The sequence below is a fragment of the Gordonia alkaliphila genome (genome assembly GCF_023017165.1).
GTDB classification, from domain to species: Bacteria; Actinomycetota; Actinomycetes; order Mycobacteriales; family Mycobacteriaceae; genus Gordonia; species Gordonia alkaliphila.
The window spans coordinates 1,847,286-1,862,560 of the sequence record NZ_JALKBW010000001.1 but is presented as its reverse complement, the minus strand read 5'-3'; the positions used below and the strand labels follow the sequence as shown (position 1 = coordinate 1,862,560).

12 protein-coding genes are annotated in these 15,275 nt (G+C 69.3%); 3 read left to right on the top strand and 9 right to left on the bottom strand.

The window, feature by feature from the left end:
* Positions 1–43: 43 nt before the first annotated feature.
* From MUG78_RS08360 to MUG78_RS08335, 6 genes are all read right to left on the bottom strand, one after another.
* Positions 44–1,606 carry an AMP-binding protein gene (locus MUG78_RS08360; protein WP_246993790.1) on the bottom strand — a complete coding sequence of 521 codons (1,563 nt, stop codon included), beginning with the start codon at positions 1,604–1,606 and terminating at the stop codon, positions 44–46.
* Between the two features lie 77 nt (positions 1,607–1,683).
* Positions 1,684–2,283 (bottom strand): TetR/AcrR family transcriptional regulator, encoded by a 600-nt coding sequence (locus MUG78_RS08355; protein ID WP_246993788.1) that lies wholly within the window; start codon positions 2,281–2,283, stop codon positions 1,684–1,686.
* A gap of 124 nt (positions 2,284–2,407) precedes the next feature.
* A complete protein-coding gene (locus MUG78_RS08350; RefSeq protein WP_246993786.1) occupies positions 2,408–3,916 on the bottom strand; it encodes an aldehyde dehydrogenase family protein in 1,509 nt (502 codons plus the stop codon).
* 125 nt (positions 3,917–4,041) lie between these two features.
* Positions 4,042–5,214 carry an acetyl-CoA C-acetyltransferase gene (locus tag MUG78_RS08345; RefSeq protein WP_246993784.1) on the bottom strand — a complete coding sequence of 391 codons (1,173 nt, stop codon included), beginning with the start codon at positions 5,212–5,214 and terminating at the stop codon, positions 4,042–4,044.
* A gap of 51 nt (positions 5,215–5,265) precedes the next feature.
* Positions 5,266–6,078 (bottom strand): SDR family oxidoreductase, encoded by an 813-nt coding sequence (locus tag MUG78_RS08340; RefSeq protein WP_246993782.1) that lies wholly within the window; start codon positions 6,076–6,078, stop codon positions 5,266–5,268.
* Entirely contained in the window at positions 6,075–7,349 is a 1,275-nt protein-coding gene (locus MUG78_RS08335) for an acyl-CoA dehydrogenase family protein (protein ID WP_246993780.1), read from the bottom strand. Before MUG78_RS08335 ends, MUG78_RS08340 begins: the two co-directional genes overlap by 4 nt.
* Positions 7,350–7,390: 41 nt before the next feature.
* On the opposite strand from MUG78_RS08335, the gene MUG78_RS08330 reads away from it, so the two are divergent.
* Positions 7,391–8,938, top strand: a complete 1,548-nt coding sequence (locus tag MUG78_RS08330; RefSeq protein ID WP_246993778.1) for a FadD3 family acyl-CoA ligase — start codon at positions 7,391–7,393, stop codon at positions 8,936–8,938.
* Positions 8,939–8,973: 35 nt separating this feature from the next.
* Here the strand turns inward: MUG78_RS08330 and MUG78_RS08325 are convergent, their stop codons facing one another.
* A complete protein-coding gene (locus MUG78_RS08325; protein WP_246993776.1) occupies positions 8,974–9,642 on the bottom strand; it encodes a GAP family protein in 669 nt (222 codons plus the stop codon).
* A gap of 108 nt (positions 9,643–9,750) precedes the next feature.
* Here MUG78_RS08325 and MUG78_RS08320 point away from each other — a divergent pair, with 108 nt between their 5' ends.
* Complete coding sequence (locus MUG78_RS08320) at positions 9,751–11,268, top strand: bifunctional aminoglycoside phosphotransferase/ATP-binding protein (RefSeq protein WP_246993774.1); 1,518 nt, start codon at positions 9,751–9,753, stop codon at positions 11,266–11,268.
* Positions 11,269–11,271: 3 nt separating this feature from the next.
* Here the strand turns inward: MUG78_RS08320 and lysS are convergent, their stop codons facing one another.
* Positions 11,272–12,798: a lysine--tRNA ligase gene (gene lysS / locus MUG78_RS08315; RefSeq protein ID WP_246993772.1), complete on the bottom strand. Its 1,527-nt coding sequence runs from the start codon at positions 12,796–12,798 to the stop codon at positions 11,272–11,274.
* 64 nt (positions 12,799–12,862) lie between these two features.
* On the bottom strand, positions 12,863–13,279 hold the full coding sequence (locus tag MUG78_RS08310) for a rhodanese-like domain-containing protein (RefSeq protein ID WP_246993770.1): 417 nt from the start codon (positions 13,277–13,279) through the stop codon (positions 12,863–12,865).
* 236 nt (positions 13,280–13,515) lie between these two features.
* Between MUG78_RS08310 and MUG78_RS08305 the strand changes: the two genes are divergently transcribed.
* The gene (locus MUG78_RS08305) at positions 13,516–15,213 is read left to right on the top strand and encodes a TIGR03767 family metallophosphoesterase (RefSeq protein ID WP_246993768.1); all 1,698 of its coding nucleotides are present in this window, start codon (positions 13,516–13,518) and stop codon (positions 15,211–15,213) included.
* Positions 15,214–15,275 lie beyond the last annotated feature (62 nt).

The window sequence follows — 15,275 nt, the reverse complement described above, 5'->3', positions numbered from 1 at the left end:
CAACCGAAACCGACGGGCGGAACGGAAACCGACGCGGCAGCGACTAGTTCTGGCGCAGCTTGAAGCGCTGGATCTTGCCGCTCGGGGTCTTCGGCAGTTCGTCGACGAAGTGCACGGCGCGCGGGTAGGCATGGGCCGCGAAGCCCTCCTTGACCAGCACCTGCAGTTCCTGCTCGAGGGCGTCGTCGCCCACCACGCCGTCGGCCAGCACGCAGAACGCCTCGAGGACCTCGCCGCGCAGCTGGTCGGGGCGGCCCACCACGGCCACGTCGATCACTGACGGGTGGGTGATCAGGACGCTCTCCACGTCGAACGGTCCGATGCGGTAGCCGGCCATGATGATCACATCGTCGTCGCGCGCGGTGAAGTAGAAGCGACCGTCCTCCTCCTGACGACCGGCGTCGGCGGTGAGGTACCAGCCGGTGCGGTCGGGCCCGGTGAACCGCTCGGCCGTCTTCTCCGGTGCGTCGAGGTAGCCGGTGAACCACATCAGCGGGCTGGCCGCGGTGTCGATGGCGATCTCACCGCGCTCGATGCCGCAGGTGAAGCCGGGCATCGAGAAGCCCATCGAGCCGGGAATCACCGGCTTGCGCACGTCGTCGTGCCAGTGGTTGTTGATGAACATGCCGTGCTCGGTCTGGCCGTAATGGTCGCGGACCTCGCAGCCCAGCGCGCCGACCGCCCACGACACCACGTCGGGCGTCAGCGGCTCACCCGCCGACGACGCGCGACGCAGGCCGAAGCCGGTGATCGACGGGTTGTTGGACAGGCTGCGGTACACCGTCGGCGCCGACGCCAGGTTGGTGACGCCGAGCTCGCCGAGGACCTTGACGAAGACCTCCGGCGAGAAGCCCGCGTGCAGCAGCAGGTTCCGCTGGCCGATGGCCAGCGGACCGAGGATGCCGTAGTAGAGGCCGTAGGCCCAGCCGGGGTCGGCGGCGTTCCAGTAGACGTCGTCGTCGGACACGTCCAGGCCGTAGTGCATGTACGCGTGGAAGCCGGCCAGTGCGCGCACCGGCACCGGCACGCCCTTCGGGTTGCCGGTGGTACCGCTGGTGAACAGCAGCACCAGCATGCCGTCGCCGCCCACGGCGACCGACTCCGCGAGCGGCTCGCTGTCGGCGATGAGCGCGTCGAACTCGGGTCCGGCCACCAGCGTCTCGACGCCCTCGAGACCCTTGACCTTGTCCACCTGGCTGGGTTCGGTGATCACGAGCTTCGCGGCGCCGCCGGTCAGTCGCATCTCGATGGCCGGGGTGGCGAAGGCGGTGAACAGGGGAATGTAGACCGCGCCGAGGCGGGCGATCGCCAGCAGCGACACCACGAGCTCGGACCGCTTACCCATCAGCACGCCGACGGTGTCGCCGCGGCCGATCCCGCGCGCCGCGAGCGCGGTCGCGAGGCGCCGCGACTGGTCGGCGAGCTGCCCGTAGGTGAGGTCTTCGGTGAGCAGTTCTCCGTCGGCGCCCACCTCGATCTGGGTGAAGGCGACGCGGGCGGGGTCGTGCCGGTCGACGAGGAGGTAGGCCGCGTCGGAGTCGGCGGTGTCGTAGACCGCGAGCCAGTCGTCGATCTGGGTGCTGATTGCAGCGGCGTGTTCACTCATGCGGCCCAGTATGCGCTGTCTCACAAACCTACGCGCGAGTACAGCCACTAATCAGTAAATTGTGATTAACCGAACTGTCACGGGCGGGGCAGGATTCCGTCGAGCACCACCGACAGATACTGATCGGCCACCAGGTCCACCGGCTTGCCGCCGCCGGGCCGGTACCAGCGCACGGCCACCCAGACGGTGTCGCGCAGGAAGCGGTAGACCAGGTCGACGTCGAGATCGGCCCGGAACTCACCGTCGTCGACGCCCCGTCGCAGCACCGATTCCCACAGGTGACGGAACTCGACGTTGCGCTCACCGATGTACTCGAAGCGCTCCTGGCCGGCCAGCTGCCGCGCCTCGTTCTGGTAGATGGCCACCGCCGTGTGCCGCGCATCGATCGACTCGAACGACGCGATCACCAACTGGCGCAACGCGTCAGCCGCCGACAGGCCGGCCTCGGAGATGGTGCGGTAGCGCTCGAACAGCTCGTCCAGGAAGCCGCGGAGCAGCTCATCGACCATCGACTCCTTGGAGTCGAAGTGGTGGTACAGGCTGCCCGAGAGGATGCCCGCGGCATCGGCGATGTCGCGGACCGTCGTCGAGCGCAGGCCCCGATCGGCGAACAGTTCGCCCGCGATGCCGAGTAGTTCGTCGCGACGCGATCCGCCGGTGGTCGTCTTTCCCGCCATGAGCACACCTCCCTTTGCCTCCTACCCTAGCAAGTGCTTGCTTGGGATCGCGGAGACGAGCCCGGAACTGGACAGCACGGCGCCCCGGCGAGCAGTACTCGCCGGGGCGCCGGGACAGCGATCGTCAGCCGCGGGCCGACTTGCGCGACGCGCGTCCGTTCAGGAACTTCCAGAACTTCAGCTGGCCGTTGGTCATCCGGACGTCGCTCTTGGTGAACGGCGCCGCCATGACCTCGGCGAACTTGATCGGCAGGGTCGAGACCGTCACCGCACGCGGATGACTGAAGGTCCGGAACCCGAACTCGCCGTGGTAGTTGCCCATGCCCGAGCGGCCGACGCCGCCGAACGGCAGGCCACCGGAGACCAGGTGCAGACCGAAGTCGTTGCCGCTGATCGAACCGCTGCGGGTGTGGTCGGCGATGTACTGCAGGTTCTCGTTGTCCTTGCCGACCCAGTACAGGGTCAGCGGGTGGCCGGCCGCGTTGATCTTGTCGACCGCTTCGGACAGCGCGCGGTACGGATACACCGTCAGCACCGGACCGAAGACCTCGTCCTCTTCGATCTTCATGCCGGCCTTGACGTCGGTCAGCAGCGTCGGGGCGATCTTCCGCTTGGCCGCGTTCGGCAATTCCTCACCGGCGGGCGCGACCTGGTGTTTGGTGGCGCCGAGCTCCACCGCGTCGTCGATCAGGCCGACGATGCGCTGGTAGTTCTTGTCGTTGATGGTCGACGTGTACTGCGAATTCTCGACGATCGTCGGGTAGTTCGCGGTCCAGCGCGCGAGCACCTTCTCGGTGAACTCGCCGACCTTGCCCTCGGGCACGAAGACGTAGTCCGGGCACAGGCACACCTGGCCGCCGTTGATCATGCGAGCGTCGGCCAGGAAGTTGGCCGCCTCGGTGATGTCGGTGTCCGGGTCCACGACGGCCGGGTTCTTGCCGCCGAGCTCCAGGGTGACCGGGGTTAGCCGCTTGGCCGCCTCCTGCGCCACCGAGGCGCCCACCTCGGGCGAGCCGGTGAAAAACATGTGGTCCACGTCGAGCTTGGCGAACTCCGAACCGCCGCCGTGCTTGCTGGTGATCACCGCGAGCTCGTCGACGTTGAAGTAGTCCGGTGCCAGGCTCGCGATCAGATCGGTGGTCTTCGCGGTGATCGACGACGGGCGCATCAGGACGCGGTTACCGGCGGCGAACGCGGAACCGGCGGGCACGAAGGTCAGGTTCAGCGGGAAGTTCCACGGCCCCATCACGCCGACCACGCCGAGCGGGTCGTGGCGCAGACGCTGCTTGAAGCCCAGCATGCCCTGCAGCTTGGCGACGTTGGTCTCGGCCATCCACTCGGCCACGTGGCGACGCTGGTGAGTGAGGTCGATCATGGTGCCGGCGATGTCGGCGGCCACCGACAGCTCGCGCGGGCGGGTGCCGAAGTCCGCGTCGAGCGCCTCGCAGATCGCTTTCTCGTTGTCGAGCAGCAGCTGGCCGAGACGGTTGATCCGGTCGACGCGCGTGCGCACGTCGGGAATGCCGTCCCGCAGGAATGCGGCTCGCTGAATCTCGAGCAGTTCGGTCATGGTGTGCGCCTCAGAAGACACCTTGTCTCCGGCGCGCACGGTCACATCTGCAGGCTTGGTCATTCGACCCTCCACGTTTCCCCGTGATTGATAGTGAGGCCCTGGGACAAAACAGTGCCTTCGTCTCTCATGCTACCGCAGGCATGAAGCAGATCACATAAGTCCTGTTACGGGTCCCGATCGAGCGCTCAGCCGAGCCGCTCGATGATGGTCACGTTGGCGGTGCCGCCGCCCTCGCACATGGTCTGCAGACCGAAGCGGCCGCCGGTGCGCTCGAGCTCGTTGAGCATGGTGGCGAACAGCTTGGCGCCGGTCGCGCCGAGCGGATGGCCGAGCGCGATACCGCCGCCGTTCGGGTTGACCTTGGCCGGATCGGCGCCGGTCTCCTTGAGCCAGGCCAGCACCACCGGCGCGAAGGCCTCGTTGATCTCGACGACGTCGATGTCGTCGATCGACATGCCGGTCTTGGCGAGTGCGTGCTTGGTGGCCGGGATCGGTGCCGACAGCATCATCACCGGATCGTCGCCGCGGACGGTCATGTGGTGGATGCGGGCGCGCGGGGTGAGGCCGTAGCGCTCCAGCGCGTCCTCGGAGACCACCAGGGTGGCCGACGCCGCGTCGCAGATCTGCGAGGCCATCGCCGCGGTCAGATCCGAGCCCTCCATCAGGACGTCCAGGGTGGCCATCTTCTCCAGGCTCGACTGGCGCGGGCACTGGTCGACGGCGAAGTCGCCGACCGGCACGATCTCGTTGTCGAATCGCCCTTCGGCGATCGCGGCGAAGGCGCGCTCATGGCTCTGCAGCGCCCACTCCTCCATCTCCCGGCGGGAGATGTCCCACTTCTTAGCCATCATGTCGGCGCCGACGAACTGGCTGATCTCGGCGTCGCCGAAGCGCGCGGTCCAGCCCTTCGACTCGGCGGTCGGCGTGGTGAAGCCGAACTGCTGCCCGGCGATCATGGCCTGGCTGATCGGGATGGCGCTCATGTTCTGCACGCCACCGGCCAGCACCACGTCCTGGGTGCCGCTCATCACGGCCTGCGCCGCGAAGTGGATGGCCTGCTGGCTGGAACCGCACTGCCGGTCGACAGTGGTGCCGGGCACGCCGAGCGGCATGCCCGCGGCCAGCCACGCGGTGCGGGCGATGTTGCCCGCCTGCGGGCCGATGGTGTCGACGCAGCCGAAGACCACGTCGTCGACCACCTCCGGATCGATGCCGGTGCGCTCGACGATCGCCGAGATCACGTGGGCGCCCAGATCGGCGGGATGGACCTCCGCGAGGGCGCCGCCGCGCTTGCCGACCGGGGTTCGGATCGCGTCGACGATGTAGGCCTGGGGGCCGGAAGTGCGGGTGTCAGACATCAGGAAAGCTCCTCGGTAGCAACAGGATTCAGCAGCAGAAGGGTTGGGAAGTCAGGCGCGCTGACTGGAGATGGAGACCACTTCACCGGTCAGGTAGGTGGTGTAGTCGGAGGCCAGCATGGCGATGGTCGCGGCGATCTCCCAGACCTCGGCGGCGCGGCCGTAGGCCTCGCGGGAGGCGAGCTCGTCGAGCAGTTCGTCGCTGGTGACCTTGGCCAGGAACGGGTGGCGGGCGATCGACGGCGAAACGGCGTTGATGCGCACGCCGTAGTCCGCCGCTTCCACCGCCGAGCAGCGGGTGAGCGCCATGACGCCGGCCTTGGCGGCCGCGTAGTGGGCCTGGCCGCGCTGCGCGCGCCAACCGAGCACCGAGGCGTTGTTGACGATGATGCCGCCGTGCGGGGCGTCGCGGAAGTAGCGCAGCGCCGCGCGGGTGGCGCGGAAGGTGCTGGTGAGCGTGATGTCCAGGACGCGGTCCCACTGCTCGTCGGTCATGTCCGCGACCGGGGTCTCGCCGCCGAGGCCGGCGTTGTTCACCAGCACGTCGATGCGGCCGAGCTGCGCGGCGGCAGCGTCGATCAGGGCGTCGACCTGCTCGGTGCTGGAGACGTCGCAGACGAAGGTGCTGACCCGATCGGCGCTGAACTCGGCGGCGAGGGTCTCGGCGGTCTCGCCGAGGCGACGCTCATGGAAGTCGGAGATCAGCACGTCGGCGCCCTCGAGCAGGAGGCGGCGCGCGGTGGCGAAACCGATGCCGGTACCGGCCGCGGCGGTGACGACGGCCTTCTTGCCGGCCAGCAGGTTGTGGCCGCCGATCTCCTCGGGCGGGGTGGCCAGCGGCGAAACGGGACGATCGGAACTCATGGGCGGGCCTCTCGGGGAAGGCCGAGCACGCGCTCGGCGATGATGTTGCGCTGCACTTCGTTGGAGCCGCCGTAGATGGTGTCGGCGCGCGTGAACAGCAGGAGTCGTTGCCACTCGTCGAGTTCGACGTGCTCGGGGTCGTAGATGTCGTTGACGCGCCCCTCGGAGGTCTGGTCCGGCCCGAGGAGCCCGGGCGCACCGACCACGTCGATGGCGAGCTGGCCGAGGTCGCGGTGCCAGTTGGCCCACAGCAGCTTGGCCACCGAGGCGGCGCCGGCTTCGGAGACGATGTCGCCGGCGAGGGTGCGGCGAGCGTTGGCCTCCATCACCATCAGCCCGACCTTGGCGCGACGCAGGCGGCTCGCGATCTCCGGATCGTCCACGGCGCCATTGGCTTTCGCCAGGTCGACGAGGTTCTCCAGTTCGCGCGCGAAGCCCACCTGCTGGCCGAGCGTGGAGACGCCGCGCTCGAACTGCAGCAGGCCCATCGCGACCTTCCAGCCGTCGCCGGGCGCGCCGACGATCAGGTCGGCGTCGGTCACCGCGTCGTCGAAGAAGACCTCGTTGAACTCGCTGGTGCCGGTGATCTGCTGGATCGGCCGGATGGTGACGCCCGGCTGATCCAGCGGCACCAGCAGGAAGCTGAGTCCGTGGTGCCGGGTGGAACCCTTCTCGGTGCGGGCGATGACGAACGCCCACTGCGACAGGTGCGCGAGCGAGGTCCAGATCTTCTGGCCGTTGATCACCCACCGGCCGTCGTCGAGGACGGCCGAGGTGGCCACACCGGCGAGGTCGCTGCCGGCACCCGGCTCCGAGTAGCCCTGGGCCCACAGTTCGGTGGCGCCCACGATGCCGGGCAGGAAGCGCGCCTGCTGCTCCGGCGTGCCGTACTCGATGAGCGTCGGTCCGAGCAGTTCCTCGCCGAGGTGGTTCACGCGCGCCGGGGCGTTCGCGCGGGCGTACTCCTGGTGGAACAGGATGCGCTGCTCGATGGTGGCTCCGCGGCCGCCGTGCTCGACGGGCCAGCCGAGGCAGGTCCAGCCGGCGGCGGCGAGATGCCGATCCCATTCCAGGCGCTCGGCGAAGAACTCGTGCTCACTGCCCGGCCCGCCGCGTCCGCGCAGATCGGCGAACCTCCCGGTCAGATTCTGTGCGAGCCAGTCGCGCACCGCGGCGGTGAACACGGCGGCGGCGTCCGGCGTGGCGTCGGCCCATTTGCCGAGGTCGACACTGCGATCGGCGAGGTCGATCGACGAACTCTGTGCGGTCATGTCGCTAGCTTAACCTACCAAGCATTTGCTAGGTTTTGCTTATGCTGCCGAGTCCGATGACCACACCCGCCGCACTCCATCGCGCACGTGCGCAGTGGCCGAACGACCTCGCCGTTCGCGACCATCAGTGGAGTGAGCCGGTCGACCTGACGTGGGCCCAGCTCGCGGACGAGGTCGCGGCGTTCGCGGGCGCACTCGTCGGCCTCGGCGTGGAGCCCGGCGACCGCGTCGCCGTCTGGGCGCCCAACAGCCACCACTGGCCGGTCGCCGCGCTGGGCACCCACTACGCCGGCGCCGTGCTGGTGCCGCTCAACACCCGGTACACGGTAAGCGAGGCGCAGGACATCATCGACCGTTCCGGCGCACTGGTCGTCGTGGCCGCCGACGAGTTCGCGGGCATCAACCGCCTCGCCGAGGTGCTCGCCTCGCCGATCGCCGAGAACCGCACCGTCATCGGTGTCCCGCTGGGATCGTCGGACGACGTCCCGGAGGGCGCGCTCGGCTGGCGCAGCTTCCTCGGCGGCGCCGACGACGTCGCGATCGTCACCGCGCATCGTCGTGCCGAGGCCGTCGCCCCGGACGACCTGAGCGACATCCTCTTCACCTCCGGCACCACCGGTGCCCCGAAGGGCGTACTGGCCGAGCACCGGCACACAGTGGCCGGCGCGCACGGCTGGGGCGCCAACGGACGACTGACGCCGGGCGACCGCTACCTGATGGCCAACCCGTTCTTCCACACCTTCGGTTACAAGGCCGGGATCCTGCCGAGCCTGCTGTTCGGTGCCACCATGCTGCCGCTGGCCGTCTACTCCCCCACCGAGGCGATGCGGCTCGTCGACACCGAGAAGATCACCGTCTTCCCGGGAGCACCCACCATCTTCCAGACCATCCTCGACGACCCCGAGCGCGCTCGGTACGACCTGTCGAGCCTGCGCCTGGTGGTCACCGGCGCCACCATCGTGCCCGTCGTGCTGGTCGAACGCCTGCAGTCCGAGCTCGGCATCGACATCGTGATCACCGCCTACGGGCAGACCGAGACCAGCGGTTTCATCACCACCTGCCGTCCCGACGACGACGCGCTGACCGTCGCCAACACCTGCGGGCGCGCCTACGACGGCATGGAGATCCGTCTGGCCGAGAGCGGCGAGGTGCTGGCCCGCGGCGCGATGGTGATGCGCGGCTACCTCGACAACCCCGAGGCCACCGCCGAGACCATCGACCCGGACGGCTGGCTGCACACCGGCGACGTCGGCGTCCTCGACGAGCGCGGCAACCTCACCATCACCGACCGCCTCAAGGACATGTACATCTGCGGCGGGTTCAACGTGTACCCGGCCGAGGTGGAGCAGGTCCTGCTGCGCGTGCCCGGCGTGACCGAGGCGGCCGTGGTCGGCGTCGAGGATCCCCGCCTCGGCGAGGTGGGCAAGGCCTACCTGACGCGCCGCCCGGATGCGGTCGTGACCGATACCGAGGTGCTCGCCTACGCCAAGGAGCACCTGGCGAACTTCAAGGTGCCGCGCTCGATCGTGTTCGTCGACGCCTTCCCGCGCAACGCGTCCGGCAAGATCCTCAAACGCGAACTGCGCTGAGGCACCCGCCGCGCCGACCGAGCCGTTGCGGCCGGTCAGCCGGCGAGGTTGAGGCCTTCGCCCAGGAAGATCGTGCCGAACACGATCAGCACCACCAGCGTGATGGCGGTCATGTGCGCTTCGATCCACGCACGTGCCTGGCGCAGCGAGCCCGTCGCGCGGCTGCCGCCGATCAGCACCGCCACCAGCGGGATCAGAATGCTCAGGCTCGCCACCGCGGTGAGGATCGCCACCGTGCCGAGACCGCCCGCGGTCGACAGATCCGCGCGGCCCAGCGTGGCACCGGCACTGACGCCCAGCGGGATGTTCTTGATGATCAGCACGGCCTCGGCGACGCCGACGCCGAAGCAGGCCCAGATACCCAGTCCGTCGAGTCGCGCCATCATCCCGGGCTTGGCCTCCTCACCCTCGAGCGGAACGCCGTCTTCCCGATCGCGCGCCGGCCGCTTGATCCACGCGGCGATGGCGAGGAGGAAGAAGAGGATGCCGAACACCAGATGGAGTATGTCGATCCCTTCGGCGGTGCCCGTCGGATCGTCCTCGTCGGCGGCGTCGGTGAACACCATCGCGAGCGCCATCACCGCGAAGAGCACCGCGTACCAGCCGGCTAGGAAGAGCAGGGTCTTGATCCGTCCGCGCGGCGCGGGCAACAGCACCAACGCCGTGGTGGCGGCCACCGGGCTCAATGCCAAGCCCATGGCCATCGGGAGCGTAGGGCCCAATCCTGCCCACATGATGTCCTCGCCTCGCTCCGGTTCGACTGCGTAACAATGGAAGTCAATCACCTCATCGGACAGAACTGGCAATTTCCCATGCAGAACGCACCCGATCCGTCGGACGTCGACCCCGGCGCACCGCTCGTCGACCTTCTCCGCCGCGCCGACGCCCTCGATCCGGGCGCGACCACCGAGCACATCGTCACGCACGGCGCGGTGATCGTCCTCAACGGCGATCGCGCGTGGAAGATGAAGCGGCCGGTGACCTACCGCTACCTGGACTTCTCCGGCATCGCCGACCGCCGTCGGGCCCTCACCGACGAGTACGAGCTGAACCTGCGCACCGCGCCGCAGCTGTACCGCGGCGTCCACGCGATCACCCGCACCGACGCGGGCGTCGAACTCGACGGCCCCGGTGACCCGATCGACTACGTCCTGGAGATGGACCGCTTCCCCGACGACGCGCTGTGCGCGCAGTACGCCGACGACGACCGGCTCGACGACGCCCTCCTGGCCGCCCTCGCCGACCAGCTGGTGCACATGCACGCCGTCGCCGAGGTCAGCGACGACCTCGAGGGTGCCGCCCGCCTGCTCGACGTGGTGGTCGGCAACCTCGGCAGCATGTCCCGGTTCCCGGAGATCCTGCCGCCGGCGCAGGCCGAGTGGCTGACCGACCGCCAACGCGCGCTGATCGCCGAGCACGCCGACCTTCTCGACGCGCGCGCCCGCGCGGGCCGCGTGGTCCGCGGGCACGGGGATCTGCACCTGGCGAACATCGTGGTCCTCGACGACGTCCCGGTCCCGTTCGACTGCCTCGAGTTCGATCCGGAACTGGCCACCACCGACGTGCTCTACGACCTCGCGTTCCTGCTCATGGACCTGTGGCAGCGGGGCCGTCGGCACGAGGCCAACGCGGTCGCCAACGCCTACTTCGACGCCTCCGGTCGGGACGAGGACGGCTATCGGCTGCTGCCGCTGCTGCTCAGCATCCGGGCGACGGTGCGCGCCCACGTGAGCGCGGCCGCCGGGGCGGTCGGTCCGGCGCTCGAATACCTGGCGTTGGCGTCATCGCTGCTCGATCCGGTCCCGCCCGTCGCGCTGGCGATCGGCGGGGCGTCGGGCACCGGCAAGTCGACGGTGGCGCGGGGCGTGGCCCATGCGATGGGTGCGGCGCCCGGCGCGCGCATCCTCCGTTCGGACGTGCTGCGCAAACGTCTCGCCGGGGTGGCGGTGTTCGACCGACTGCCCGCGACCGGCTACACGCGGGAGGCCAGTGCCCGCGTCTACGGCGAGCTGGAACGGCTGGCCGCGGCCGCGCTCGACGGCGGCATGAGCGTGATCGGCGACGCGGTCTTCGGCAGCGCCGCCGAGCAGGACCGGATCGCCGAGGCCGCTACCGCGGCCCACGCGCGTTTCCTCGGTGTCTGGCTGGAGCTGAGCGAACAGGAGCGGATCGCCCGCATCGCCGCGCGCGGCCCGGACGCGTCGGACGCCGATGCCGACGTCGCCCGCGCGCAGACCGCGGCACTGCAGGCCCCGGGCCCGACGTGGCATCGCGTCGACGCCGCGGGCGATGCCCGCGGCGTCGTCGCTCGCCTTATCCAGTCGGCCTGAAAGTCAGTCCGCCCGCGGCTTGACCAGCGGGAACAGCACGGTCTCGCGGATGCCGAGGCCGGTGAGTGCCATCAGTAGGCGATCGATGCCCATGCCGGTGCCGGTGGTCGGCGGCATGGCGTACTCCATCGCGGTGAGGAACTCCTCGTCGAGCACCATGGCCTCGTCGTCGCCCGCCGCGGCCAGACGGGCCTGGTCGACGAACCGCTCGCGCTGGATCACCGGGTCGACGAGCTCGGAGTAGCCGGTGGCCAGCTCGAAGCCGCGCACGTACAGGTCCCACTTCTCCACCACGCCGGGCACGCTGCGGTGCGCGCGCACCAGCGGCGACGTCTCCACCGGGAAGTCCCGGACGAAGACCGGCTGGTCCAGCTTGGCGCCGACCAGGTGCTCCCACAGCTCTTCGACGAGCTTGCCGTGTCCGTAGCCCTTGTCCTTCGGGACGTCCAGGCCCACTTCGTCGGCGATGGCCAGCAGTTCCTCGACGCTGGTCTGCTCCGGAACGATCTCGCGACCCAACGCTTCGGACAGCGACGGGTACATCTCGATGGTCAGCCACTCGCCGGACAGATCGTAGGTGCTGCCGTCGGCCATCGTCGGCGTCAGCGTGCCGACCGCGCCCATCGCGACGGCCTGGATCAGCTCGCGCATCATGGTGGCCGAGTCGTTGTAGTCGCCGTAGGCCTCGTAGGTCTCCAGCATCGCGAACTCGGGCGAATGGGTGGAGTCCGCGCCCTCGTTGCGGAAGTTGCGGTTCACCTCGAAGACCTTGTCGATGCCGCCGACCACGCAGCGCTTGAGGAACAGTTCCGGCGCGATGCGCAGGTACAGGTCCATGTCGAAGGCGTTGGAATGGGTCACGAAGGGACGCGCCGCGGCGCCGCCGTGCAGCGTCTGCAGCATCGGGGTCTCCACCTCGAGGAAGTCGCGACCGGTCATGTACTTGCGCAGCTCGGCCATCACGGCCACGCGCAGGCGCGCGATCTCGCGGGCTTCGGGGCGCACGATGAGGTCGACGTAGCGCTGGCGGACGCGCGACTCCTCGTTCATCTCCTTGTGCGCCACCGGCAGCGGACGCAGCGCCTTGGACGCCATCTCCCAGTGGTCGGCCATCACCGACAGCTCACCAGTGCGCGAGCTGATCATCTCGCCGCGCACGAAGACGATGTCGCCGAGGTCGACGTCGGACTTCCACCGGGCCAGCGACTCCTCGCCGACGCCGTTGAAGCTGATCATCGCCTGCAGCTTGGTGCCGTCGCCTTCCTGCAGCGTGGCGAAGCAGAGCTTGCCCTTGTTGCGCAGGAAGATGACGCGGCCGGCCACCCCGACCCGCACGCCGGTCTCCGTGCCGGCCTCCAGCTCGCCGTACTGCGCGCGCAGTTCGGCGAGGGTATGGGTGCGGGCGACGCCCACCGGGTAGGCCTCGAAGCCCTCGTCGAGCATCCGCGCACGCTTCTCGCGTCGAATCCGCAGCTGCTCGGGGGTCTGATCGTCGGTCTGATCGTCTGTGGGGGGCGCCTGGTCACTCACGAGATATCAGGGTAGGCCCGCCGCTGGTACGCCGCCAATTCCCACCCGCCGGGGCGGGTGCGGGTCAGGAGAAGAACAGGTGCGCGTCGGAGGTGTCGGCCAGACCGACGCCGGCGGCGCGGAGGGCCCGATGACCGCCGAGCAGGAAGCGCGCGCGCCGCACGCCGCGGGCCTGCAGGTGCCAGGCCAGCCATTCCGCGTCGTAGCCGTCGTCGGTCACGAGGAGCCACTGCGCCTGCGTCGACGCGGCCCGCAACGCTTCCGGCGTCCCCGGCGTCAACGCGTCGAGCGCCTCGTCGAGGGGCAGGGCGAGCGCCCCGATCAGGGCGCCGTGCGCGGCACGGTCCGTGTCGTCGCGCAGATCGACGACGACGGCGCCGTCGGCGAGGGCGGTCCGGTAGTGCGCGGTCGGCACCGACAGCGGCGCGGGTTCGGGAGCGATGGAGACGACGGTGGTGACGGGTGCGTCGAGCGTGAGCATCAGAGAAGTCCTGGAGGTGATCGAAGAATGAGTGGGAGGTTTCCATCGACCCGGGCCGCTGCTGCGACGCTCGGGCGACTGCGCTTTCAGCGCTGACAACACTCCGGACAACTCATGATCACGACGTCGAGTCTGCCACAGCTTTCCGGCCGACCCAAGGTTTACGTCAGGCCGAATTTAATACCGCCGGCCAGGTTCGATGCCCCCGGCGTTCGCCGACAGTTAGAGTGTCCGTCATGTCACATTCACCGGATCCCCGCGCGCACGACGGCGTCTCCCGCCGCACCTTCCTGGCCGCGGGCGCAGCCGCAGCCGGTGCGGTCGCCGCGACCAGCGGCGCCGCGGGCCTGGTTCGCGCCGAGCCGAGCGCCCTCGACAGTGCGAACGCCGCGGGCACCACCCTCGATCGGGTGGCGGTGCCGGGCAAGGCCCGCAAGGGCGGTTACCGCAAGCTGACCGAGGGCGCGGGCTGGCCGCTGTACGTCCGGCAGGAACTGGCGGCCGCCCGGTCCGGCCGGGACAGCCGCCGCACGGCGTTGGCGTCGTTCGTCCAGATCACCGACATCCACATCACCGACGTGCAGAGTCCCGCGCGGTTCGAGTACGTGCACCCGATCCAGGGTCCGGCCTTCCGCCCGCAGGAGGCGCTCGGCGCGCAGGGCGCCGTCGCCCTGATCAAGCGGATCAATCAGGTGGCGTCCGGACCGTTCACCGGTCGTCGTTTCGACTGCGTGGTGAGCACCGGCGACAACACCGACAACCACGAGCTCATCGAGCTCACCTGGTTCCAGAAGCTGCTGTCCGGCGGCTCGGTGACCCCGAACACCGGCGCCCGCGACCGCTTCGAAGGCGTCCAGGCGCTCGGCTCGGATCTGTACTGGCGGCCCGAGCTCGCCTCGCGCGACATCTACAAGGACCGCGGCTTCGTGCAGATCCCGGGCTACCTGCGCGCCGCCATGCGCACCCTCCAGAGCCCCGGCCTGGACGCGCCCTGGTACGCCGTCTTCGGCAATCACGACGAACAGTTCCTCGGGACCGTGCCCAACGGCTTCCTCGACTGGATGTACCTGTCGTCGGTGAAGTTCGACCTGCCCGGCAGCGACCCCGCAGTCTCCGAGATCGCCGGCGCCATGACGTCGAATCCCGCCGCCCTCGGGCCGTTGCTGGCGCAGCTGCGGATCACCGGGCCGGCGTTCGACGTGACCCCGGATGCGCGGCGTCGTCCGTTCACCCCGCGGGAGTTCGTCCGCAGCCACTTCAATCCGGCGATCAAGGGCGCGGGTCCGGTGGGCCACGGCTTCCGCGACCCGGACGGTCCCACCTGGTACTCGTTCCAGATCGCGCCGGGCGTGCGCGGCATCGCGATGAACACGTGCAACAGCCTCGGTATCTCCGACGGCTCGATGGGCGAGAAGCAGCTGCGCTGGATCGAGCGCAAGCTGCGTGAGTTCAGCGACGAACTGGTGCTGGTCTTCAGCCACCACACCTCGACGACGATGACCGCCACGCTCCCCAACCCGGAGACCCCCGGCGAGAAGCAGTATCTCGGCGAGGAGCTGGTGGCGGTGCTCAAGCAGCACAAGAACCTGATCGCCTGGGTCAACGGCCACACCCACCAGAACGAGATGATCGCGCACCGCGGCGCCACCGAGAAGAACAGCTTCTGGGAGATCAACACCGCCAGCCACATCGATTTTCCGCAGCTGGCCCGCATCCTGGAGATCACCGACAACGGCGACGGCACCCTCAGCATCTTCACGCCGCTGCTGGAGGCGGACAGCCCGTACACCGCCGACGAGGACGACCTGTCCCCCACCGGACTGGCCAGTCTGTACCGCGAACTGTCGTTCAACGACCTGCACTACGACGCCGAACGGATCGGCAAGGCCGCCGACCGCAACTGCGAGCTCCTGCTGGCCCACCCGCATCGCTGACTGCGCCGTGAGACTGGTGCGCTTGGTGGCCTGAGGACACCAAGCGCACCAGTCTCACGACA